21 protein-coding genes are annotated in these 21,509 nt (G+C 73.5%); 11 read left to right on the top strand and 10 right to left on the bottom strand.

Annotated elements, in window-relative coordinates:
• Positions 1-126 precede the first annotated feature (126 nt).
• The 6 genes from ACFWEP_RS15300 (at position 127) to ACFWEP_RS15325 (ending at position 4,634) form a co-directional block, all read left to right on the top strand.
• Positions 127-1,770: an FAD-dependent monooxygenase gene (locus tag ACFWEP_RS15300; RefSeq protein ID WP_387370327.1), complete on the top strand. Its 1,644-nt coding sequence runs from the start codon at positions 127-129 to the stop codon at positions 1,768-1,770.
• A gap of 32 nt (positions 1,771-1,802) precedes the next feature.
• Positions 1,803-1,892 carry a putative leader peptide gene (locus ACFWEP_RS15305; protein ID WP_328719044.1) on the top strand — a complete coding sequence of 30 codons (90 nt, stop codon included), beginning with the start codon at positions 1,803-1,805 and terminating at the stop codon, positions 1,890-1,892.
• 184 nt (positions 1,893-2,076) lie between these two features.
• A complete protein-coding gene (locus ACFWEP_RS15310) occupies positions 2,077-2,604 on the top strand; it encodes a cysteine dioxygenase (RefSeq protein ID WP_387370371.1) in 528 nt (175 codons plus the stop codon).
• Positions 2,601-3,047: a rhodanese-like domain-containing protein gene (locus tag ACFWEP_RS15315; protein ID WP_387370330.1), complete on the top strand. Its 447-nt coding sequence runs from the start codon at positions 2,601-2,603 to the stop codon at positions 3,045-3,047. Before ACFWEP_RS15310 ends, ACFWEP_RS15315 begins: the two co-directional genes overlap by 4 nt.
• A gap of 55 nt (positions 3,048-3,102) precedes the next feature.
• The gene (locus ACFWEP_RS15320) at positions 3,103-3,672 is read left to right on the top strand and encodes a hypothetical protein (RefSeq protein ID WP_387370333.1); all 570 of its coding nucleotides are present in this window, start codon (positions 3,103-3,105) and stop codon (positions 3,670-3,672) included.
• A 239-nt stretch (positions 3,673-3,911) separates the two neighbouring features.
• Positions 3,912-4,634, top strand: coding sequence for a hypothetical protein (locus tag ACFWEP_RS15325; protein ID WP_387370336.1), 723 nt, complete (start codon positions 3,912-3,914; stop codon positions 4,632-4,634).
• A 101-nt stretch (positions 4,635-4,735) separates the two neighbouring features.
• On the opposite strand, the gene recX is transcribed toward ACFWEP_RS15325, so the two are convergent.
• The 3 genes from recX to ACFWEP_RS15340 form a co-directional block, all read right to left on the bottom strand.
• The gene (recX, locus tag ACFWEP_RS15330; protein WP_387370339.1) at positions 4,736-5,494 is read right to left on the bottom strand and encodes a recombination regulator RecX; all 759 of its coding nucleotides are present in this window, start codon (positions 5,492-5,494) and stop codon (positions 4,736-4,738) included.
• Positions 5,495-5,498: 4 nt separating this feature from the next.
• Complete coding sequence (gene recA, locus ACFWEP_RS15335) at positions 5,499-6,641, bottom strand: recombinase RecA (RefSeq protein WP_387370341.1); 1,143 nt, start codon at positions 6,639-6,641, stop codon at positions 5,499-5,501.
• Between the two features lie 356 nt (positions 6,642-6,997).
• Entirely contained in the window at positions 6,998-7,558 is a 561-nt protein-coding gene (locus tag ACFWEP_RS15340; protein ID WP_387370374.1) for a TetR/AcrR family transcriptional regulator C-terminal domain-containing protein, read from the bottom strand.
• Between the two features lie 78 nt (positions 7,559-7,636).
• Here ACFWEP_RS15340 and ACFWEP_RS15345 point away from each other — a divergent pair, with 78 nt between their 5' ends.
• The gene (locus ACFWEP_RS15345; RefSeq protein WP_387370344.1) at positions 7,637-8,935 is read left to right on the top strand and encodes an FAD-dependent monooxygenase; all 1,299 of its coding nucleotides are present in this window, start codon (positions 7,637-7,639) and stop codon (positions 8,933-8,935) included.
• Between the two features lie 48 nt (positions 8,936-8,983).
• Here ACFWEP_RS15345 and ACFWEP_RS15350 read toward each other — a convergent pair whose 3' ends face one another.
• The 3 genes from ACFWEP_RS15350 to ACFWEP_RS15360 form a co-directional block, all read right to left on the bottom strand.
• Entirely contained in the window at positions 8,984-9,373 is a 390-nt protein-coding gene (locus ACFWEP_RS15350; protein ID WP_387370347.1) for a hypothetical protein, read from the bottom strand.
• A gap of 33 nt (positions 9,374-9,406) precedes the next feature.
• Positions 9,407-10,609 (bottom strand): AI-2E family transporter, encoded by a 1,203-nt coding sequence (locus ACFWEP_RS15355; protein WP_387370377.1) that lies wholly within the window; start codon positions 10,607-10,609, stop codon positions 9,407-9,409.
• Positions 10,610-10,894: 285 nt separating this feature from the next.
• Entirely contained in the window at positions 10,895-11,089 is a 195-nt protein-coding gene (locus ACFWEP_RS15360; RefSeq protein ID WP_328719049.1) for a DUF3046 domain-containing protein, read from the bottom strand.
• Positions 11,090-11,168: 79 nt separating this feature from the next.
• Between ACFWEP_RS15360 and ACFWEP_RS15365 the strand changes: the two genes are divergently transcribed.
• Complete coding sequence (locus tag ACFWEP_RS15365; RefSeq protein ID WP_387370351.1) at positions 11,169-12,083, top strand: hypothetical protein; 915 nt, start codon at positions 11,169-11,171, stop codon at positions 12,081-12,083.
• A 63-nt stretch (positions 12,084-12,146) separates the two neighbouring features.
• On the opposite strand, the gene ACFWEP_RS15370 is transcribed toward ACFWEP_RS15365, so the two are convergent.
• Genes ACFWEP_RS15370 through ACFWEP_RS15380 form a run of 3 tightly spaced genes read right to left on the bottom strand, consistent with a single transcriptional unit; the run spans position 12,147 to position 14,132 of the window.
• The gene (locus tag ACFWEP_RS15370) at positions 12,147-12,452 is read right to left on the bottom strand and encodes an AzlD domain-containing protein (RefSeq protein WP_387370354.1); all 306 of its coding nucleotides are present in this window, start codon (positions 12,450-12,452) and stop codon (positions 12,147-12,149) included.
• Positions 12,449-13,246, bottom strand: coding sequence for an AzlC family ABC transporter permease (locus ACFWEP_RS15375; protein ID WP_387370356.1), 798 nt, complete (start codon positions 13,244-13,246; stop codon positions 12,449-12,451). Before ACFWEP_RS15375 ends, ACFWEP_RS15370 begins: the two co-directional genes overlap by 4 nt.
• A gap of 10 nt (positions 13,247-13,256) precedes the next feature.
• Entirely contained in the window at positions 13,257-14,132 is an 876-nt protein-coding gene (locus ACFWEP_RS15380) for an AraC family transcriptional regulator (RefSeq protein ID WP_387370359.1), read from the bottom strand.
• Positions 14,133-14,199: 67 nt separating this feature from the next.
• Between ACFWEP_RS15380 and ACFWEP_RS15385 the strand changes: the two genes are divergently transcribed.
• Positions 14,200-18,882 carry a DEAD/DEAH box helicase gene (locus ACFWEP_RS15385; protein ID WP_387370362.1) on the top strand — a complete coding sequence of 1,561 codons (4,683 nt, stop codon included), beginning with the start codon at positions 14,200-14,202 and terminating at the stop codon, positions 18,880-18,882.
• 199 nt (positions 18,883-19,081) lie between these two features.
• A complete protein-coding gene (locus ACFWEP_RS15390) occupies positions 19,082-19,885 on the top strand; it encodes an Fpg/Nei family DNA glycosylase (protein WP_387370365.1) in 804 nt (267 codons plus the stop codon).
• A gap of 37 nt (positions 19,886-19,922) precedes the next feature.
• Here ACFWEP_RS15390 and ACFWEP_RS15395 read toward each other — a convergent pair whose 3' ends face one another.
• Complete coding sequence (locus ACFWEP_RS15395; protein WP_387370379.1) at positions 19,923-20,261, bottom strand: hypothetical protein; 339 nt, start codon at positions 20,259-20,261, stop codon at positions 19,923-19,925.
• 356 nt (positions 20,262-20,617) lie between these two features.
• On the opposite strand from ACFWEP_RS15395, the gene ACFWEP_RS15400 reads away from it, so the two are divergent.
• Entirely contained in the window at positions 20,618-21,376 is a 759-nt protein-coding gene (locus tag ACFWEP_RS15400; protein ID WP_387370368.1) for a GNAT family N-acetyltransferase, read from the top strand.
• The last annotated feature ends 133 nt before the right edge of the window (positions 21,377-21,509 follow it).

The following is a 21,509-nucleotide window of genomic DNA, read 5'->3' on the forward strand; positions in this document are numbered from 1 at the left end:
CCGCTGCCTCGCTCGCTTGACGCGGGCATCCCCAGTGGGTTGCATACGTTCTGTGATCACGCACCGGACTCCGACCGCCTCGACTGCCAGGTTCCGCATGACCGTTCGAGCCGGAGGGTGCGCACCGTGGACCCGGTGATCGTCGTCGGCGCCGGACCCGTCGGTCTGACGCTCGCCCTCGCTCTGGCGGCGCACGGCGTTCCCTCCGTGCTCCTCGACGAGGGGCTCGGCAAGGACGAGCCGCGCCCCGCCCGCACGGTGGTGCTGCGCGAGGACACCGCGGGACTGGTCATGCGGCTCGGCTGCGCCACTCCGGACCGCGCGTCGCTGAGCTGGTCCGGCTGGCGCTCGCTCCGCCGGAACCAACTGGTACGTGAGGTGCGGCTCGATGAGGGCACGGGAAGCGGATCGCCGCCCGCGCCCGTCCATCTGCCGCAGCACGCGCTCACCCGGGGCCTGCGGGCCGCCGTGGCCGCGCACGATCTGATCAGGCTCGTGCCGCTCAGCCGGATCGACACCCTGGAGCAGGACGCGTCGGGGGTCACCGTGCATACCAAGGGCCCCGACGCGACCTGGTGGCGCGGAAGTCACCTGGTCGGATGCGACGGAGCCCGCTCCACCGTGCGCAAACTCCTGGACATCAGGTTCCCGGGCCGGACCGCCGTGGAGCGCCACGCCGTCGCCGCCCTGCGGGTGGAACTCCCCTGGCCGGGCGAGGCCGTGCTGCACCGTCAGCCGCCGTGGCGCGCCGTCGGCACCGAGGTGACGGCCCGTCCGCTGCCGGGCGGGGTCTGGCGGCTCGACTGGCTGCTTCCGCCGGGCGGTGAACTGGTCACACCCGAAGCGCTGGTCACTCGCATCCGGGAGACGCTGGCCGGCTGGTGCGGGGAGACCCCGCCGTACGAACTGCTGGACACCGGCGTCCACACGGTCCACCACCGGCTCGCCCTGCGCTGGCGGGTGAAGCGGGCGTTCCTCGCCGGGGACGCCGCCCATCTGCTGGGCGCGCTGGGCACCCAGGGCGTGGACGAGGGCCTGCGGGACGCCGAGAACCTCGCGTGGAAGGTGGCCCACGCCTGGCACCACGGGGCATCCGAACTGCTGCTCGACAGCTACCAGGCCGAGCGCCGGACCGCCGTGGCCGCCCGGCTGCGCGCCGCCGACCAGTCGCTGCCGATACTGCGCGGCGGCGGGGGCCTGCGGACCCTGGTGGCGGGCGGCGCGCGCGGGCACGACACACTGTTCTTCGACGCACATCTCGGCCACGGCCCGCTCGGCGCGCCCCCTTCGTACGCGCACTCCCCCCTCGCACCACAGCACGCCCAGGCGCACATCGCGATCGGTACGCCCCCCGGTGCGCCGGTCACCGAGGCGTGGGCGACCGCTCCGGACGGAACATCCGTACGGCTGCGGGCCCGTTTGGGGCGCGGCCGGTTCCTGGTCCTCCTGGTCGCCCCGGGCACAGGCGTCTGGGACCGGCGGCACTGGATGGGGGCGGGCGTGATGCCCCGTCTCGCGGAAGCCGTGCACGCCCTCCCGGTGGAGAGCGAACTCCTCGTCACGGAGAGCTATCCGGGGGCGGCGGCCCATACGGTGCTGCTGATCAGGCCGGACGGACATCTGGTGGCCGCGTTCGCCGGGGTGCGGCCGGCGGAGCTCTTCGCCGCGGCGGACGCGGCGCGGGGCGGTGCGCCCGGCGCTTCCCACGCGGACGAGGACTCGACCCCGCGCGCTTCCGCGCGCCCCGAGAGGGCCGCCACACTCAATTGACCCGCGTGGACCCGCGTGGTGTACTCCAGAACATGACCGACGACACCTGCGTACGCCTGTGGCGGAGGGTCCACATGGACCTCGTCCGCTACGCGGGCTGCGTGTGTCGCCCTTCCTGCTGACTCGCCTTCCCCGCCGCGCCGTGCTGCCTCCGCACCGGCGCGCGCCTTCACGCGAACTCTCAGGACGGTCATCGTGTCTGTGCTCCCCGCTTCTTCCGTGCCCGCGGCATCCCTCGTGCCGCTCGTGTCTCCCGCCCCCGACGCCGCCGACGGCGTGCCCACCCGGACCGCACCCACCGCGGCGGTGCCGTCGGCCCCGTCCGCTCCGACCGCCCAGTCCGCTCCGACCGTGGCGGAGCTGCTCGATTTCGCCCGCCGGACCGCGGCCGACGCCGAGTTGATCGCCTCCCTGCCGCTCGATCCCGAGGGCCGCACCTGGGTGCGGCTGGACGGCCCCGCGGGCAGCGAGGCCTGGCTGATCGGCTGGCCACCGGGCACCGGCACCGGCTGGCACGACCACGCGGATTCGGTCGGCGCGTTCCTCACCGCTTCCGGGGCGCTGAAGGAGCACTCGCTGGCCGCCCGGCTGCCCACCGACGGATGGAAGACGCTGGAACTGACCGAGGGCATCGACCGGAGCCGCGAGTTGACAGCAGGTCAGGGGCGCGCGTTCGGCCGCCACCACGTGCACGAGGTGCTGAACGAGTCCACCTCCGAGCACGCGGTCTCCGTGCACGCCTATTACCCGCCGCTGCCCCGCATCCGCCGCTACAGCCGTACGGGAGCGGTGCTCCGGCTGGAGCAGACCGAGGTTCCGGAGGACTGGCAGTGAGCGAGCACCCCACCACCCGCCCGGCGCTCGTCGATTCCGCCTCCGGTCCGGCCGACCCGGTCGGAATCGACGAGTTCCTCGAACGGGTAAGGCAGAACTACGAGCGGATCGGCCCGGAAAGGGCCGCCGCGGAGGCTGCGGAGGGCGCCCTGCTGGTCGACATCCGTTACGCCGCCCTGCGCGAGCGCGACGGCCTGATCCCCGGCGCGCTGGTCGTGGAACGCAACGAACTGGAGTGGCGGCTCGATCCGTGGGGCAGTCACCGCGCGGAGCAAGCGGTGAGCCACGACCTCCGGATCGTGATCGTCTGCAACGAGGGGTACGCCTCCAGTCTCGCGGTGGCCTCTCTCCACGGGCTGGGCCTGACCCGGGCCACCGACCTGGTCGGCGGCTTCCAGGCATGGCGGGCTGCGGGGCTTCCGGTGGCGGCCTCCTCTTCATGACGCCCTCGCGGTGTCACGGCCTCGCGGTGTCACGGCCTCATGGCGTGCCGGCCTCATGGTGAACGCATCCGTACGGAGCTACCGCTACGTGGGACCGCCCGGACTGCTGGCAGCGGTCCGGGCCGGCGGCGGAACGGCCGGAGGCGTACCGCCGGGCGGCGGCCCGTCCCCCGGCTCCGGCTGCCCGATCGCCTCGGCCGTCGATTTCGACCACTGGGCAGCCCGGTGTCAGGCGTCGGAGCTGCGGGAGCCGTTCACCTTCGTCGTCCGCGGCGACGGCACGCTGCGACTGGCCCCACGCCGCAGCGAACACGTGGCCTGCGCCGACGGGGAGGCCGTGCTCGGCGCGGGCGAGATCGGCTTCACCCGTCATGCGGACGCGTGGACAGTGGACGAAATCAGCAACCAGTCGACCGGCTACTGCCCCGACGTCAGCTCCTGGCCCGCCGTCGCACGGGCCCTGGACCGCGCGGGGCTCGCCCGGCCGGACGGTTTCACCCACGAGGTGGTGTTCCGCCGCTGCCCCGGCTGCCAGGAGCACAACATCGTCCGCGAAGACCACTTCGTCTGTGTCTTCTGCGGCGGCGAGCTGCCCGCGGTCTGGAACGTGGACCCGTCCGCCTGAGAGCGGCAGTCCGCTCCGGCCGCAGCGCACCTCGTCGGCTCGCACCACGTCGGCTCGCACCACGTCGGCTCGCACCACGTCGGCTCGCACCTCGTCGGCTCGCACCACGCTCGGTCCGCATCACGGTCCGCCACGGTCCGCTCCGTGCAGGCCCCCGTTCGCAGGCACGCCGTTCCCGGAGCTACCCGAACGGCCGCTCCCCGGTGGAGCGGTCCCCGCGCAGGCCGGACATTCGCCTCATGCACCACGAGGCCGATGTGTACGGAGATGGCGCGCTGATGGACATGGACTCCCTGGACTCCCCCGTCCTCACCCCGGACGAACTCGATCTCCAAGCATCCCGCCTGCACGATTCGGAGACCTGGCAGCGGATCGTGGCCGGCTGGGACCGCTCGGCCCCCGAGCCCGTACGGCTCCGGCCCACCGACGCCTCCCCCACCGACCCCACCGGGATCAGCACCACCGCAGAGCTGCCGACGCGCTCGCCCGAACACTGGCGCGGGCTGCTCTCCGTGCCCGTCGACCAACTCGTCGCGGACTCCTTGCGCGCCCTGCCCGCCGCTTCGCCCGTCGAGCGGCGCCTCCCCGGACGGCTCGGCGCGATGCTGCCGGACCGGCTTCACTCCTGGCGCCGTATCGGCCGGAGCGATGTACGCCCCTCGGTTCACCTGGCGTACGCGCGGCAGATCCTGACGGAGTGGGGCTGGCAGAACACGCCGTACCGGCTGCGCAACGCCCGCGGCGCCCGCTGCGTGTGCGGGGCGATGCTCACGGCGCACCGGCTAGGTCACGGCTCCGCCGAGACCGTTGACCGGGCCGGGGCGTGGATGATCACCGAGCTGCGCTCGCAGGGCTGGACCGATCTGATCGGCCCCTGGAACCGGGCCCCCGGCCGCACCGCCGCCGACGCTCTCGCCCTGATCGACGCCACCATCCGGCGGGCCTCGCAGGCCGGCCACTGACCATCGCCTCGCAGAGGCCGGCTTCCACCCCCGTCCGCCTGCCCACGGCGGCGGCCCTTCTACGATCGGGCGGGTGAGCGGCACCGGTCGCTCAGGGCGGATCAGAACGGCTCGTCCAGGCCCTCGGTGTCTTCCCCCTCGGCCTCCAGCGCCTGGCGCACCACGCGCAGGGCCATGCCCTCTCCGTATCCCTTGCGGGCGAGCATTCCGGCGAGACGGCGCAGGCGCTTGTCCCGTTCGAGCCCTCGCGTGGAGCGGAGCTTGCGCTCGACCAGTTCGCGGGCGGTCTCCTCTTCCCGCTCGGGGTCGAGCTGCCCGACCGCTTCGTCGATCACCGCGGAGTCGACGCCCTTGGTGCGGAGCTCACGGGCGAGCGCCCGACGGGCCAGACCTCGGCCGTGGTGCCTGGATTCCACCCAGGAGTCCGCGAACGCCGCGTCGTCGATCAGGCCCACGTCCTCGAAGCGGGACAGCACCTCCTCGGCCGCCTCGTCGGGGATCTCCCGCTTGCGCAGCGCGTCCGCAAGCTGCTTGCGCGTCCGCGGGGTCCCGGTGAGCAGGCGCAGACAGATGTTCCGCGCCTGCTCGACCGGGTCTCGCGGCTCCCCCTTCTCGGCCCTCGACGAGGAAGGGGAGCCGCTGCTCCTGGAACGGGAGCGACGGCTCGCCCCCTCGCCGAATCCCGCACCGCCGCCGAATCCCGTCCCCGGGCCCGCCCCCCGACGGGCTCCGGAACGAGATTCCGCGGTGTCCGGCTCAGGTCCGCTCTCCGGTCCGTCCGCGAAGCCGCCCGCCTGCCACGGGTGGGGCTCCGCGCCGAATCCGGGGGTCGGCTCCGACCACTCCGTACGCCGTGTCACGGGACTAGCTCTTGGCCGCCGCGGCGGTCTTGGCGGCCTTGGCCTTGGCCGCCGCAGCCGTGGTCGCCGGCTTCGCGGCGCTGTCGGCCGCCCCGGCGGTCGCGGCGTCCGCCGTGTCCGTACCGGCTGCCGGAGCGTCGGTGCTCTCCGGGCGGACACCGATACCGAGCTTCTCCAGGATCTTCTTCTCGATCTCGTTGGCGAGATCGGGGTTGTCCTTGAGGAAGTTACGGGCGTTCTCCTTGCCCTGGCCGAGCTGGTCGCCCTCGTACGTGTACCAGGCGCCGGCCTTGCGGACGAAGCCGTGCTCCACGCCCATGTCGATCAGACCGCCCTCGCGGCTGATGCCCTGGCCGTAGAGGATGTCGAACTCGGCCTGCTTGAACGGCGGCGCGACCTTGTTCTTGACGACCTTGACGCGGGTGCGGTTGCCGACCGCGTCGGTGCCGTCCTTGAGCGTCTCGATGCGGCGGATGTCCAGACGGACCGATGCGTAGAACTTCAGCGCGCGGCCACCGGTCGTGGTCTCCGGCGAGCCGAACATCACGCCGATCTTCTCGCGGAGCTGGTTGATGAAGATCGCGGTGGTCTTGGACTGGTTCAGCGCGCTGGTGATCTTGCGGAGCGCCTGGCTCATCAGACGGGCCTGGAGACCCACGTGCGAGTCACCCATCTCGCCCTCGATCTCCGCACGGGGCACCAGGGCCGCCACGGAGTCGATGACGATCAGGTCGAGCGCACCGGAGCGGACCAGCATGTCCACGATTTCCAGCGCCTGCTCGCCGTTGTCCGGCTGGGAGAGGATCAGGTTGTCGATGTCGACGCCGAGCTTCTTGGCGTACTCGGGGTCGAGCGCGTGCTCGGCGTCGATGAACGCCACCTGGCCGCCGAGCCGCTGCGCGTTGGCCACGGCGTGCAGGGTCAGGGTCGTCTTGCCGGAGGACTCCGGACCGTACACCTCCACCACACGGCCGCGCGGCAGACCGCCGACGCCGAGGGCCACGTCGAGCGCGGTGGACCCGGTGGGGATCACCTCGATGGGCTCGTTCGGCCGCTCGCCGAGGCGCATGACCGCGCCCTTGCCGAATTGGCGCTCGATTTGTGCGAGAGCGGCGTCCAGCGCCTTCTCGCGGTCGTTACCTGCCATGGGTTCCACCCGATTTGCTTGAGTCGATCGCTTCACGTCAAAGACGCTAACCCCTGCCACTGACAATGGGCCTCGACGTCCTCCCGGCCTGTGGACAACTCCACGGCCGGGCCCGGGTCGACCCGGGCCCGGATGCCATGAGAATGGATGTTCGATTTTGGTGTCAAGCGCACCACGCCGCCCGCCCGCGTCCGGCACGGGAAGGCCCCGCACCGCGGAACGTCACCACTTCCAGGGTGCGCACCGGGACCTTCCGGGCGCCTGAGGACCGTGACCGAAGTCATGGAGCGGCGTCGCGGGAACACCCGCCCCCGCGACGCCGCCCACCGGACCCGCCCCGCACGCGAAGTCCGCCCCTACTCCCCCACGCGGCGCGCCAAGCCGTCGAGGATGAGGGCGAGCCCGGCCTCGAAGGCCGACTCGTGACCGATCCCTGGCACACCGGCCGGGAGCTCCCCGGCCGCGCCGGGAGCACCGTCCGCCTGTTCCTCCAGGACGCTGCCGACCGTGAAACGGCTCGCGGCCAGCATCGCCGTCTGCGCGTCCCGCTCCGGGACGCCGGAAGCCGTGAGGAAGTCCATCTTGCGGCGAATCCGGTCGAGGTCTCCCACCGGAGTGCTGCCGGCGTGCAGCCGCGCACCGTCGCGGCGTGCCAGCAGGGCACACCGGAAGCTGCGGGTGTTGGCCAGGAACCAGTCCTGCCAGTCGTCGCCGCCCACCGGGAGCGGAGCCGTCGCATGGGGCGCCATGGCGGCCGACGCCATGGCGTCGAGGAGCTCCCGCTTGGTGCGGAAGTGCCAGTAGAGCGAGGGCTGCTCGACACCCAGTCGCTTCGCCAGCCGCCGGGTGCTGACGGCGTCCAGTCCGACTTCGTCGAGCAGACCGAGCGCCTCGGCGACGACGGTCTCGCGGTTCATCTTCGTCACGTTGACAATCTATCGCCGATAGATGAATCTGGCGAAGAACCATTCACCGATAGATTTTGAGGTAGGGCCATGACCGTGGCGGCCATGAAGCAGGGATCGGGAGCGCGGCCCCTACGGGTCCTCGTCGCCGGTGGGGGGATCGCGGGGCAGGCGCTGGCCTACTGGCTCGCCCGGGGCGGCCACCGGGTGACCGTCGCGGAACGCTTCCCTGCCCTGCGGGCCACCGGAGCCCAGGTGGACCTCCGCGGCCAGGGAATCGAGGCGATCGAGCGCATGGGGCTCCTCGACGCGGTCCGCGCCGAGCTCGTGGACGAGCCGGGAGTCGCCTTCGTGGACTCCCGGGGGAGGGCGAGGGCGACGATCATGGCCAACACCTCCGGCCGGGGCCGGCAGACCCTGACGTCCGAGTACGAGATCATGCGCGGCGACCTGGTGCGGATCCTCGCCGACGCGACGAAGGACGACGTGCGTCAGGTGTACGGCCTGAGCGTGGACGGCTTCGAGCAGGACGAGCACGGAGTCGTCGCGCGCTTCTCCGACGGATCGACCGGGGAGTTCGACCTCCTGATCGGCGCGGACGGGCAGGGTTCGCGCATCCGGCGGGCGATCCTCCCGGAGGGCTCCGACCCGTACTGGCGGGTCGGCATCCACATGGCCTACTGGTTCGTCCCCCGCATCGCCTCCGACAGCAACGTCCGGGACACCTACATGGTCCCGGGCGGCCGCCAGATCATGCGCCGCAGCCACAACCGGACCGAGACGCAGGTGTACTTCGTGCTGCGGGAGGAGTCCGAGGAGGCCTCGGCGGTCCACCGGGAGCCCGTCGAGCGCCGGCGGGAGTTCTGGGCCGGCAGGTTCCGCGACGCCGGCTGGCAGACGGAGCGCTTCGTCGCGGGCATGGAGGAGAGCCCCTTCTTCTACTCCCAGGAGATCCTCCAGGTACGCACCGGCACCTGGTCCGAAGGCCGCGTGGTACTGGCCGGCGACGCCGCGCACTGCGCCTCCCCCTACAGCGGCATGGGCGTCTCGGGCGGTCTGGTCGGCGCCTACGTGCTGGCGGGTGAGATCAACCGGCACCCGGACGACCTGCCGACCGCGCTGGCGAACTACGACACCGCGCTGCGGCCCTTCGTCGACGAGATCCAGGCCGAGGTGAACCCGCGTGTCCTGCGCATGGGCCTGCCGACGACCCAGCGGGCGATCGACGCCTTCCGGTCCGCCACCGCGCTGGCCTGCAAGCTGCGCGTCCCCGATCTGGTCGCCCGCTGGTCGAAGGAGGACCGCGGCGGCGGCTGGCGGCTGCCGGAGCACCCGGTACCGCAGGGCGCCGCCGCAGAGGCGGGCGCACGGGAAATCGACGGCCGATAGACGCCGTCCCGCCTCGCGATCAGTCCTCGACGCGGATCAGGTAGGGGCTCATGCCGTCATCGGCGCAACCGGCCCGGAAGCCCGCGGATCCGAGGATCCGAGGATCGCGACCAACGTCGCGTACATCTGCTGGGTCACTGCACCGAAGTGCCGAAGTGCCGGCGAGGAGAACTCCCTCGTCCGCGCGATCCCGAGCACATCGGGGGCGAGCGACGGATCGGTCGGCCACTCGACGAAGACCCCTCCCCGAGAGTCGTCCCCGGGGTCCACGAACACCAGCGTGCCCTGCTCGACCGCGGGTGCCCGGTTCACGTCCCGATGCACGGGAAACCCGGCCGCCACCAGGGCTTCGGTCACCCTGTCGGCCAGATCGTTCCGCTCGGCGAACTCCGCCTCGCTCGCCCGGTCGATGCCCGTGTCAGCCGCCTCCGCCGACATTTCCCGGTCACGGTCTCCCGCACATGTCCCCGGCTACCGCCGGCCCGGACCCCCGTGCCCCGTACCGCCGCCCTCGCCGGAGCCGTCCGCACCGCCCGAGTCGCGCGGTTCGTCCCCGTGCGGGCCGTGCCCCCGCGTCAGGCGGCGTACCCGGGACCAGACGGGTTCCGCGCGCTGGCGGCTGCTGCCGCCGCCCACCCGGGGATCGTCGGTCACCGCGTACCGCTTCACGTACGCGCCGAGGAACGCCTGGAGCGTGGCCACCGCCGGGATCGCGATCAGCGCGCCGACCGCGCCGAGCAGGGCCGTACCGGCGATCACCGATCCGAAGGCCACCGCGGGGTGGATGTCGACGGTCTTCGACGTCAGCTTGGGCTGCAGCACGTAGTTCTCGAACTGCTGGTAGATCACGACGAAGCCGAGCACCCACAGCGCGTACCAGGGGTCGACGGTGAAGGCGATCAGCATCGGCAGGGCGCCCGCGAGGTACGTGCCGATGGTCGGGATGAACTGGGAGACCAGGCCGACCCAGACGGCCAGCGCCGGTGCGTAGGGCACCCCGAGCACGACGAGCAGGATGTAGTGCGCGATGCCGGAGATGAGCGCCATCAGACCGCGCGAGTAGAGGTACCCGCCGGTCTTGTCGACCGCGATCTCCCAAGCCCGCAGCACCTCGGCCTGGCGCGAGGGCGGCAGTACGGAGCAGAGCGCGCGGCGCAGCCGGGGCCCGTCGGCGGCGAAGTAGAAGGAGAACAGGAAGATCGTCAGCAGCCGGAACAGGCCCCCGAGCACGGTGGTGGAGACGTCGAGCACCCCGGTGGCGCTGTTCTGCACGTACTTCTGGAGCCAGTCAGAGTGCAGCAGGCTGTCCTGGACGTCGACCCGGGAGAGTTCCGTGTGGAACGTCTGGTTGACCCACTTGATCACCGAATCGAGGTACTTCGGGAACTCGTCGAACATGTCCACGATCTGCCCGGCGAGCATCGAGCCCAGCAGGACGATGAACCCGATGCTCAGGATGAACACGACGGTGAAGACGAGGAAGGTCGCCAGGCCCCGCCGCATGCCCCGTGCGGCCATGCGGCCGACCGCGGGCTCTATGGCCAGCGCGAGGAAGAAGGCGATGAGGATGTTGACCAGCAGGCCGATGAGCTGGTCGAACGCCCAGCTGCCGAGGCGGAAGCAGGCGTAGAGCGCCAGCGCCATGACCACGGCCCGCGGCAGCCACTGGGGCATGCGCGCGGGTCCGCCGTCCACCGGGGACTCCGGCGGTACGGCCGGGGGAACGGGAGGCACGGCGGATTGCCGCGGGTTCTGCACGGTCTCGTCTGTCGGGGCCACGCCCACCAGTCTCGCCTACGGGTGGGACACCGCTGTCCCCGGGCGTCCCCGACGCTCCCCACCGAAGAGGCGCGACCGGCCGGAACCGCCGGAGAGGCCGAGGCCCGGTGACTCGGCGCCGCTCGGCGGAGATGCTCAGCGCCGCTCGGGGGGATGCTCAGCGCCGCTCGGCGGAGATGCTCAGCGCCGCTCGGCGGGGATGCTCATCGCCGTGCAGACGGCACGCCAGACGTCCTTCGTCTCCCACCCCGCGTCGAGCGCCTGATGGACCGTGAGACCGCCCAGCTCGGCCATGACATGGTCACGCGCGAAGGAGTCGGCGTATCCGGCGCCGAAGTGCTCGGCCATCCGCTCCCAGAAAATCGTCAACCGCATGACCCCAGTATCCCGCTCCTGAGGGTGCGCTCCCGACACCGGAGGCCTCTCCCGGCGCTGTCCGCTCTACGGTCGGTCCATGCCCGGAACCGCAGCACGTCCCCTCGCCCGCGCCGAGCAGTTCATCTGGCTCACGGCCCGAGTACTCGAACAACGGAGGTTCGCCCACGACTTTCTCGGCGCGGACGCGGACGCGGTCGAGACCGCGCTGGCCGCCTATCTCAACGAGGACGGCGGTTACGGCCACGCCCTCGAACCCGATCTGCGCGGCCCGGTGAGCCAGCCCCTGCACACCGCGCACGCGCTGAGCGTCCTGGACTCCGTCGGCCGCTGTCACGGGCCCCGGGTGGACCGGATCTGCCGCTATCTGACAGCGGTCTCCACCAGGGAGGGGGCGCTGCCCGCGCTCCACCCCTCCCAGCGCGGATATCCCGCCGCGCCCTTCATCCCGATCGTCGACGATCCGCCCGCCGCGCTGCTGGCCACCGGGCCGGTCGTCGGCCTGCTGCACCGCAACCGGGTCTGGCACGCGTGGCTGTTCCGCGCGACGGACTTCTGCTGGTCGGCCGTGGAGTCGCTGACCGTCTCGCATCCGTACGAGATCGAAGCGGCGATCGCGTTCCTGGACGACGCTCCGGACCGTGAGCGGGCGCGCGCCGCGGCCCGGCGGCTGGGCCTGCTGGTGCGCGAGCAGCGCCTCGCGGTGCTGGACCCCCGGCGGCGCGAGGAGTACCCCCTGGCGCCCGGATACGCGCCGGGTGAGTACCACTTCCCGTACGACTACGCCCGTACGCCCGCCTCGCTGGCGTACGGATGGTTCACCGAGGAGGAGCTGTCCCTCTCCCTGGACCACCTCGCGGCCGAGCAGCGGGAGGACGGCGGCTGGCCTCTCACCTGGCGCCGGTGGGCGCCCGGTACGGCTCTGGAGGGGCGCCCGCTCGTCACCCTGCGAGCCCTCCAGATCCTGCGGGCACACGGCCGTGACCTGGGGTGACCGGGTCACGGCCGGGACCCGGGTGACCGGGTCACGTCTCGGAGGACCGCCCGGGGCGGCCAACTACCCGAGGGCCCGCACCCCGGCGGTGACGACGACCGCGGCGGCCACGACGACCAGGAACGGGGCGCGCAGCACCAGGGCGAGCGCCGCCGCCGTGAGCCCGGCCGCGCGGGCGTCGATGAGGAGACGGACGCCGTCGCCGAACGTCTGTTGCGCGGTGAGCGCGGCGAGCAGCGCCACCGGGAGCAGGGCGGCCAGCCGCTGGACGAGCGGCCGTTCCAGGACCTCGGCGGGCACCAGGAGCCCGAGGAGTTTGGCGAGGTAGCAGCCGGCCGCGGTGAGCGCGACGGCGATCCAGACGTTCATCGGTCCGCTCCCGGAGTGGTGGCGGCGTCCGCGTCCGTGGGGCCTCGCCCCGCGCGCCCCTTGAGGAAGAGCACGAGGGGGGCGGAGAGCCCGGCGAGCAGGACCGGGACCCCGGCGGGCAGGACGGGCAGCAGGCCGAGGGCGAGGACGACGGCGAGCGCCGCCGTGACGCGTTCCGTGGTGCTGGTGAGCATGGGCGCGAGCAGTGCCAGGAACACGGCCGGTCCGGCGGCGTCCAGCCCCCAGGCGTCCGTGTCGCCGAGCCTCTCCGCGCCGAGCGCCCCCGCGAGCGTGGTGAGGTTCCAGAGCACGTAGAGCGAGACACCGGTGACCGTGAATCCCAGCCGGGCGGCCCGGCGGTCGGGCTGGGCCAGGGTGACCGCGGTGGTCTCGTCGATCACCCAGTGCGCGGCGAGCGGGCGCAGGGCGCGGGGCAGGGCGAGCAGCTGGGAGAGGCGGAGTCCGTAGAACGCGTTGCGGACACCGAGGAAGAAGGCCCCGGCCGCCGCCGTGTACGGGTTGCCGCCCGCAGCGAGGGCCCCGACCAGGGCGAACTGCGAGGCGCCGGTGAACACCAGGAGGCTGAGCGCGCAGGTCTGGAGCAGGGTGAGTCCGGAGCCGGCGGAGGTGACGCCGAAGGCGAATCCGGAGAGCCCGACAGCCACGCCGACGCCGAGCGCGTCCCGGACGACGGCCGCGTCGGTCGTCCTCGCGCCGGGGCTGTCGGGTGTGCCCGAGGGGGCCGTTCCGCCGGCCGGGCCTGCGGTGGGGAGGGGTGTCGTCTGTTCTGCCACGTCCGCGAATCTAGAGGCGGGGCGGGGTCCCGGTCTTGTACGTTCTTGCGCGTTCGCGCTGGTAGGCGCCGGGCGGCACACCCACGATCCGGGTGAAGTGCCGGTTCAGATGGGGCTGGTCGGTGAAGCCCACCGCGTTGGCCGCCTCGGCGGGGGCCACCCCCGCGTCGAGCAGCTCGCGCGCCCGCCGCACCCGGACGTTGGTGAGCCAGGCGTGCGGGGGCATTCCGTACCGCTTCTTGAAGGCGCGCAGCAGCGCGAAGGGGGTGGCCCCGATTTCCGCCGCGAGCGCCTCCAGCGTGGGCGGCGCGGTGAGGCGGTCCTCCAGAACGGCCCGGGCCAGGCCCGCCGCGCGGGCACCGGCGTCGAGCGTGGGGGCGGGCGGCAGCAGGCCCCCGTGGCGGCCGAGCAGACGGGCGAGCACGACCCGCAGCAGGGTGTCCGCCGCGAGGGCGTTGCCCTGTTCGGCGGCCCGGTGCACCTCGTGTATCAGCCGGCCCGCCTCGGGGTCGGCCGTGCAGGGGGTGTCGAAGCCGACCGTGCCCCGCAGGTTCGTGACCTCGGCAGCCACGGAGGCCACGGCCCGGGCGGACGGGTAGAGGGTGGCGTACGCCCAGCCCTCCGGGACCCCGGCACGGGCGGTGTGCGGCACCTCGGGGTTGATCATCACCACGGTGCCGGGCCCGGCGTGCAGGGTGCCGCCGGGCAGTCCGACGGCCTCCATGCCCCGGTCGACCGCCCCGAGGACGTACCCCTCGTGGCTGTGGCGGGGGAAGGTGTGGCGGACGTAGTGGGCCCTGAGCAAGTCGAGGCCGGGCAGGGCGGCGTACTGCCAGTGCCGCGCCCACTCCCTCGTCGCTCCTGCACCCTCCGAGCCTGCCGCCATGCCGGCATTCTCGCAGGTCCGCCGTGTTCACCGGCCGATGTCAGTGGCCGGGTGCACGATGGTGGGCATGGTCGGCTCTGCCCTTGATTCGTTCTCGCCCGCGACCCGCAGCTGGTTCACGGGTGCCTTCCACGCGCCCACGGCCGCGCAGGAGGGCGCCTGGTCCGCGATCGCGGAGGGATCGGACGTGCTGGTGGTCGCGCCGACCGGCTCCGGCAAGACCCTGGCGGCCTTCCTGGCCTCCCTCGACCAGCTCGCCTCCGTACCGCCTCCCGCCGAAGCGAAGAAGCGCTGCCGGGTGCTGTACATCTCCCCGCTGAAGGCCCTCGCCGTCGACGTGGAGCGCAACCTCCGCTCACCGCTGACCGGCATCCGTCAGGAATCCGTGCGGCTGGGGCTGCCGGAGCCGGACGTCCGGGTGGGCATCCGGTCCGGTGACACGCCTCCGGCCGAGCGTCGGAGCATGGTGACGAAGCCGCCGGACATCCTGATCACGACCCCCGAGTCGCTCTTCCTGATGCTGACGTCCTCGGCGCGGGACGCCCTCGCCGGGGTGGAGACGGTGATCCTGGACGAGGTGCACGCCGTCGCCGGCACGAAACGCGGCGCCCACCTCGCGCTGAGTCTGGAGCGGCTCGACGAGCTGCTGCCGCGCCCCGCCCGCCGGATCGGGCTGTCGGCCACGGTCCGGCCGGTCGACGAAGTGGCGCGGTTCCTGTCGCCGCAACGCCGGGTCGAGATCGTGCAGCCCGCCTCGGCCAAGGAGTTCGACCTCTCCGTCGTCGTCCCCGTGGAGGACCTGGGCGAGCTGGGCGGCTCACCGGCCCCCGACGGCGGGGACGCCCAGAGCGACAAGCCGTCGATCTGGCCGCAGGTGGAGGAGCGGATCGCCGATCTCGTCCAGGCGCACCGCTCGACCATCGTCTTCGCCAACTCCCGCCGCCTCGCCGAGCGGCTCTGCAACCGCCTCAACGAGATCGCGTACGAACGCGCGACCGGCGAGACCATGCCGGAGGCCCACTCCCCCGCCGAGCTCATGGCCCAGTCGGGCGGGGCGAAGGGCGCTCCGGCGCTGCTGGCCCGCGCCCACCACGGCTCGGTCTCCAAGGAGCAGCGGGCCCAGGTGGAGGAGGACCTGAAGGCGGGCCGGCTGCCCGCCGTCGTCGCCACCTCCAGCCTGGAGCTCGGTATCGACATGGGCGCCGTGGACCTGGTGATCCAGGTCGAGTCCCCGCCCTCGGTGGCCTCCGGCCTCCAGCGGGTGGGCCGGGCGGGCCATCAGGTGGGGGCCGTGTCGACGGGCGTGGTCTTCCCGAAGTACCGGGGCGACCTCGTGCAGGCGGCCGTGGTCACCGAGCGGATGCGCGAGGGGGCCATCGAGGCGCTGCGCGTCCCGTCGAACCCGCTGGACGTGCTGGCGCAGCAGCTGGTGGCCATCGTGGCGCTGGACGTCCGGCAGGCGGACGACCTGCTGGCCCTGGTCCGCCGCGCCGCACCGTTCGCCTCGCTGCCCGAGTCGGCGTTCACGGCCGTGCTCGACATGCTGGCGGGCCGTTACCCCTCGGACGCCTTCGCCGAGCTGCGCCCGCGCGTGGTCTGGGACCGGGTCGCGGGCACGGTGACCGGGCGCCCGGGCGCGCAGCGGCTCGCCGTCACCTCCGGCGGCACGATCCCGGACCGGGGCCTGTTCGGCGTCTTCCTCGCCGGGTCGGACCCCAAGAAGGGCGGCGGCCGGGTCGGCGAGCTGGACGAGGAGATGGTGTACGAGTCCCGGGTCGGGGACGTCTTCACACTCGGCACCACGTCCTGGCGGATCGAGGACATCACCAGGGACCGGGTGCTGGTCTCGCCCGCCCCGGGGGTGCCGGGACGGCTGCCGTTCTGGAAGGGCGACCAGCTGGGGCGCCCGCTGGAGCTGGGCCGCGCGCTGGGCGCGTTCCTCCGGGAGCTGGGCGGGCTGTCCGAGGAGGACGCCCGGCTCCGGCTGCTCACCGCGGGTCTGGACGCCTGGGCGGCCGGCAACATCCTCTCCTACCTCGACGAACAGCGGCGGGCTTGCGGCCATGTCCCGGACGACCGGACGATCCTCGTCGAACGCTTCCGGGACGAGCTCGGCGACTGGCGGGTCGTGGTGCACTCCCCGTTCGGCGCGCAGGTGCACGCCCCGTGGGCGCTCGCCCTCTCCGCCCGCCTGGCCGAGCGGTACGGCATGGACGCGCAGGTCATGCACGCCGACGACGGCATCGTGCTGCGGCTGCCGGACGCGGACCTGATGAGCCTCGACCTGCTCGACTTCGACGCGCCCGGAAATTCCGGCGACTCCAGCGACGGAAGCGGCGCGGCCACCGACCGGGGACTCATGCTCCCGGACGCCGCCTACGACAGCGGGCAGGCGCCGGTGGGCGCCGCAGACGTGGTCTTCGACAAGGGCGAGGTCCAGGGCATCGTCACCGATCAGGTGGGCGGCTCCGCCCTGTTCGCCTCGCGCTTTCGGGAGTGCGCGGCGCGGGCGCTGTTGCTGCCCCGGCGCAGCCCCGGCAAGCGCACCCCGCTGTGGCAGCAGCGTCAGCGCGCCGCCCAGCTGCTCCAGGTGGCCTCCGAGTTCGGGTCGTTCCCGATCGTCCTGGAAGCGGTCCGCGAATGCCTCCAGGACGTCTTCGACGTACCCGGGCTCACCGAGCTCATGGGAGACCTCGAAGCACGCCGCATCCGGCTCGTGGAGGTCACCACCACCGAGCCCTCCCCCTTCGCGCGCTCCCTGCTCTTCGGTTACGTCGCGCAGTTCCTCTACGAGGGCGACTCCCCGCTCGCCGAGCGGCGCGCGGCCGCGCTCTCGCTCGACTCGCACCTGCTGGCGGAGCTGCTCGGTCAGGCGGAGCTGCGCGAGCTGCTCGACGCCGACGTGCTGACCGAGCTGGAACGGGAGCTCCAGTGGTTGACCGAGGAGCGGCGGATCAAGGACGTCGAGGGCGTCGCGGACCTGCTGCGGGTCCTCGGCCCGCTCACCCCGGCGGAGCTGGCGGAGCGCGGCGCGGAGCCGTCCTGGGCCCCCGAGCTGGAGGCGGCCCGCCGGGCCCTGCGCGTCCGGATCGCGGGCGCCGACCACTGGGCCGCCGTCGAAGACGCGGGGCGGCTGCGCGACGCGCTGGGCACCGCCCTGCCGGTCGGTGTGCCCGAGGCGTTCACCGAGCCGGTGAAGGACCCGCTGGGCGACCTCCTCGCCCGGTACGCCCGCACGCACGGCCCGTTCACCTCGGCGCGGGCGGCCGAGCGCTTCGGGCTCGGCCCGGCGGTGACGGAGGGCGCCCTGCAGCGGCTGTCCGCCTCGGGGCGGGTCGTGCTGGGCGAGTTCCATCCGGCGGGCATCGGACAGGAGTGGTGCGACGCCACCGTGCTGCGCCGGCTGCGGCGCCGCTCCCTCGCGGCGCTCCGCCACGAGCTGGAGCCCGTGCCGCCCGCCGCGCTGGCGACCTTCCTGCCCCAGTGGCAGCACCTGGACGGCCACGGGCTGCGGGGCATCGACGGGCTGGCCCGGGCCGTCGAGCAGTTGCAGGGCGCACCGGTGCCCGCCTCCGCGCTGGAGCGGCTGATCCTGCCGAGCCGGGTCGCCGGGTACACCCCGGCCCTGCTGGACGAGCTGACCACGACCGGCGAGGTCGTCTGGGCCGGGGCCGGCGCCCTCCCCGGCAAGGACGGCTGGCTCGCCCTCTATCCGGCGGACAACGCCCCGCTGCTGCTGCCGCCTCCCCATCCGCTGGAGCTGACCGCGCTGCACGAGTCGGTGCTGACCGCGCTCCGGGGCGGGTACGGCCTCTTCTTCCGCCAGATCGCCGATCAGGTCCGGGCCACCACGCACCCGACCGCCTCGGAGACGCAGCTGGCGGACGCGCTCTGGGACCTCGCCTGGTCGGGGCGGCTCACCAACGACACGCTGGCGCCGCTGCGCTCGCTCCTCGGTTCGGGGCGTACGGCCGGGGCGACGGCGCACCGGGCCCGGCGTTCGGTGCCGCGCGGCAGGTACGGCTCGCTTACCGCCTCCGCCCGCCCGGCCTCCCGGACGGGCCCGCCCACCGTCTCCGGCCGGTGGGCGCTGCTGCCCCAGAGTGAACCCGAACCCACCCACCGCGCCCACGCGCTGGCCCGCACCCTGCTGGACCGGCACGGCGTGGTCACCCGGGGCGCGGTGCAGGCGGAGGGGGTGGAGGGCGGCTTCTCGGCGACGTACCGCATCCTCGCCGCCTTCGAGGACAACGGGCAGGCGAGGCGTGGTTATGTCGTCGAGGGGCTCGGAGCCGCGCAGTTCGCGATGGACGGTGCGGTGGACCGGCTGCGTGCGGCGTCGACCGCCCGGGACCGCCGGGACCCCGGCGGTGTGCCGCGCGCCGTGGTGCTGGCGGCGGCCGACCCGGCCAACGCCTACGGCGCGGCGCTGCCCTGGCCCGAGTCCCCGGACGGCGCCGGTCACAAGCCTGGCCGCAAGGCGGGCGCCCTGGTGGTCCTGGTCGACGGGGAGCTGACGCTGTACATGGAGCGCGGCGGCAAGTCACTGCTGGCCTGGCCCTCCGACCCCGAAGCCCCCGCGCTCCGCGCCGCGGCCGAGGCGCTCGCGGCGGCGGCGAAGGCCGGCTCACTCGGCACGGTCACCGTGGAGCGCACCAACGGCGCGTCCTCACTGACCTCGCCGGTGGGCCGCGTGCTGGAGACGGCGGGCTTCCTGGCCACCCCGAAGGGAATGCGACTGCGCGCCTGACCCGGTGGCCCACGCCCGCGAGCCCCGCGCACCGACACGCCCCGCGGCCCCACGCCCGCGAGCCCCGCGCACCGCCACGCCCCGCGGCCCCGCGAGCCCCGCGCACCGCCACGCCCCGCGGCCCCGCGAGCCCCGCGCACCGCCACGCCCCGCGGCCCCGCGCCCGCGCCCGTGCGCGACGCTGTCGCATGATGGAGACATGCCCGAAGGAGACACCGTCGCGCGCACGGCGAAGCATCTGCACGCCGCTCTCGCCGGAAGGGTGCTCACCCACGCCGATCTACGGGTGCCCCGCTTCGCCACCGCCGATCTGACCGGTCGTACCGTCCTCGACGTGACCCCGAGGGGCAAGCACCTCCTCACCCGGCTGGAGGGCGGCCTCACGCTCCACAGCCATCTGCGGATGGACGGCGCCTGGCGGATCTTCGCCCCCGGGGAGCGGTGGCGCGGCGGTCCGGCGTACGAGATCCGGGCCGTTCTCGGCAACACCGACCACACCGCGGTGGGCTACCGCCTCCCGGTACTGGAGCTCCTGCGTACCCCGGACGAGGAGAAGGTGGTCGGCCACCTGGGCCCCGACCTGCTCGGTCCCGACTGGAACGCCGACAGGGCTCTGACGAACCTGCTGGCCGACCCGGGCCGTCCTCTCGGCGAGGCACTGCTCGATCAGCGCAATCTGGCCGGGATCGGCAACGTCTACAAATGCGAGCTCTGCTTCCTCGCCCGCGTCACCCCCTGGCTCCCGGTGGGCGAACTGCCGACGGCCCTCCTCCCCCGGCTCGTGGGCGCCGCCGCGCGGCTGCTGGACGCGAACCGCGACCGCTCCACCCGCACCACCACCGGCCGGACCGCGGCCCTCAGCCGCACCCGTGAACCGGTGTACGTCTACGGACGCGCGGGTCGCCCCTGTCTGCGCTGCCGCACCCCCGTCCGCAAGGCGACCCAGGCCGACCGCCCCACGTACTGGTGCCCCCACTGCCAGTCGGGCCCCACCCCACGCTGACCCCCGGTCCCTGTCCGCCCCGGTCGGCGAGCGGCTCTCACCGGTCGGGCCGTCTCCGTAGGATTCGTCGGAGCCGTCGGAGCCGTCGGAGCCGTCGGAGCCGCCAAAGCCACGTGCCCGGCCGTCCCCCGCTCCGTACGCCCCGCCTCCACCAGCAGCGCGCGTACCGGAGGAACGGCCGGCCGGTCGTGGACTCGTCGTACGGGGACGTCCGGCCACTCGTCCCGGCCGCCGTCACGTGGACCGGCAGCAGGCTCAGCCCCCAGCCGCCCGCCACCACCGCGCCTTCCAGCGTCCCCGCCCGTCCCGGTACGAGGACGAGCCGCAGCACGGCCCACCACCACAGGCCGCCGCATATCAGGAGCCCGCCGCACATCAGGACCGGCCGCACCCGTCTCGGTATCACTGCGGCCTCCTCCGGCCGATGCCCGGCCCGCCGGATCGCGGTGCGGGCGGGCCCGCCTGCCTTGTCCGGCAGTCTGCCCCGGGACGGGCCGCACTGCATCCAGAGACGGGCCCGGTCCCCGTCACGCCCGTACGGGCGGTGCCGGGGGCGAGTCTGCGAGCGGGGGGACGCTTCCGCGGCGGACGCGTGCGTCCTCGCAGGGGCCGGGGCACTCCGGGCCGGCCTCCGCCGGACAGTCCGCATCCCATCGGTACGGCGCTTTCGTTGTCCTTCGGCATGCGCCGGGCCACCATGGCGGGATGCCACCTCCGCCTCTGCTCGAACGCGTGTCTGCCTTCCGTGCCGCCTTCGCCCGTCGCCAGGCTGCCGAGACCGTCGAACTGCCGGGCGCCTTCGCCGTCCGCGACCCGGAGTTCCCGCTTTCCCAGGAGCACAACCAACTGATCGTCGACGTGCCGGACGCCGATCCTGCGGCACTGTCCGGGTCCGTGGCCCAATGTCTCGGGCCGCGCGAGCATTACCGGATCACGGTGCTGGACGGGCGCCTCGGCGAACACGCCACACCGGCGCTGGCGGCAGCCGGGTTCAGCCGGGACTCCACCGTGGTGCTGGCACGGGGAACGGCCGGCCGCACACTGCCCGGCACAGCGGCCCGCCCGGCCGCACTGAACGACATACGGGCCGCGGTGTTGCGGCAGCAGTCGAGCTGGTTCCAGGACGAAGAGCTTGCCCGGCAGCTCACCGATCGCCGCGCCGCCCGGCTGCGCGGTGCCGAGGAGGTACTTTTCCTGGCCGCCAGAACGCCGGAGGGGCACGTCGCCGCCTGGACCGACCTGTATCTCGACCGGGCCGCCGGGCTGGCCCAACTGGAGGACCTGGTGACCGCCGAGCCGTACCGCGGCCAGGGCCACGGCGACACCCTTCTCGCCACCGGTCTGGCGCTGGCCGCCTCCGCCGGAATCCCCCAGCTCTTCCTGCTCGCGGACGCCTCCGACTGGCCGCGGGACTGGTACGTCCGGCGGGGCTTCGCCGAGATCGGCCGGAGCCACTCCTTCCTCGGCGGGTCGGGCGCCCTGGGCCGATGACGCCCCCGCAACGCGTGCGCGTACGCGCCTCGGCCCCGCTCCGGAGTGTGTTCCGAGAGCGGGGCCGAGGGGCGTACGAAGATTTTGGGGGCGGGCGGCGCTCCACGCGCGGCCTGGGCCGGGAGCCGCGGGC

It is taken from the genome of Streptomyces sp. NPDC060198 (assembly GCF_042728415.1).
Taxonomy (GTDB): domain Bacteria; phylum Actinomycetota; class Actinomycetes; order Streptomycetales; family Streptomycetaceae; genus Streptomyces.

What these genes read in the sequence shown, in the direction of transcription:
- ACFWEP_RS15345 (WP_387370344.1), top strand. Translation starts at nt 7,637, where the DNA reads ATGACCGTGGCGGCCATGAAGCAGGGATCGGGAGCGCGGCCCCTACGG.
- ACFWEP_RS15325 (WP_387370336.1), top strand. Translation starts at nt 3,912, where the DNA reads ATGCACCACGAGGCCGATGTGTACGGAGATGGCGCGCTGATGGACATG.
- ACFWEP_RS15385 (WP_387370362.1), top strand. Translation starts at nt 14,200, where the DNA reads ATGGTCGGCTCTGCCCTTGATTCGTTCTCGCCCGCGACCCGCAGCTGG.
- ACFWEP_RS15365 (WP_387370351.1), top strand. Translation starts at nt 11,169, where the DNA reads ATGCCCGGAACCGCAGCACGTCCCCTCGCCCGCGCCGAGCAGTTCATC.
- ACFWEP_RS15380 (WP_387370359.1), bottom strand. Translation starts at nt 14,132, where the DNA reads ATGGCGGCAGGCTCGGAGGGTGCAGGAGCGACGAGGGAGTGGGCGCGG.
- ACFWEP_RS15360 (WP_328719049.1), bottom strand. Translation starts at nt 11,089, where the DNA reads ATGCGGTTGACGATTTTCTGGGAGCGGATGGCCGAGCACTTCGGCGCC.
- ACFWEP_RS15350 (WP_387370347.1), bottom strand. Translation starts at nt 9,373, where the DNA reads ATGTCGGCGGAGGCGGCTGACACGGGCATCGACCGGGCGAGCGAGGCG.
- ACFWEP_RS15340 (WP_387370374.1), bottom strand. Translation starts at nt 7,558, where the DNA reads ATGAACCGCGAGACCGTCGTCGCCGAGGCGCTCGGTCTGCTCGACGAA.
- ACFWEP_RS15320 (WP_387370333.1), top strand. Translation starts at nt 3,103, where the DNA reads ATGGTGAACGCATCCGTACGGAGCTACCGCTACGTGGGACCGCCCGGA.
- recA (WP_387370341.1), bottom strand. Translation starts at nt 6,641, where the DNA reads ATGGCAGGTAACGACCGCGAGAAGGCGCTGGACGCCGCTCTCGCACAA.
- ACFWEP_RS15355 (WP_387370377.1), bottom strand. Translation starts at nt 10,609, where the DNA reads ATGCCCCAGTGGCTGCCGCGGGCCGTGGTCATGGCGCTGGCGCTCTAC.
- ACFWEP_RS15390 (WP_387370365.1), top strand. Translation starts at nt 19,082, where the DNA reads ATGCCCGAAGGAGACACCGTCGCGCGCACGGCGAAGCATCTGCACGCC.
- ACFWEP_RS15395 (WP_387370379.1), bottom strand. Translation starts at nt 20,261, where the DNA reads ATGTGCGGCGGGCTCCTGATATGCGGCGGCCTGTGGTGGTGGGCCGTG.
- ACFWEP_RS15370 (WP_387370354.1), bottom strand. Translation starts at nt 12,452, where the DNA reads ATGAACGTCTGGATCGCCGTCGCGCTCACCGCGGCCGGCTGCTACCTC.
- ACFWEP_RS15305 (WP_328719044.1), top strand. Translation starts at nt 1,803, where the DNA reads ATGACCGACGACACCTGCGTACGCCTGTGGCGGAGGGTCCACATGGAC.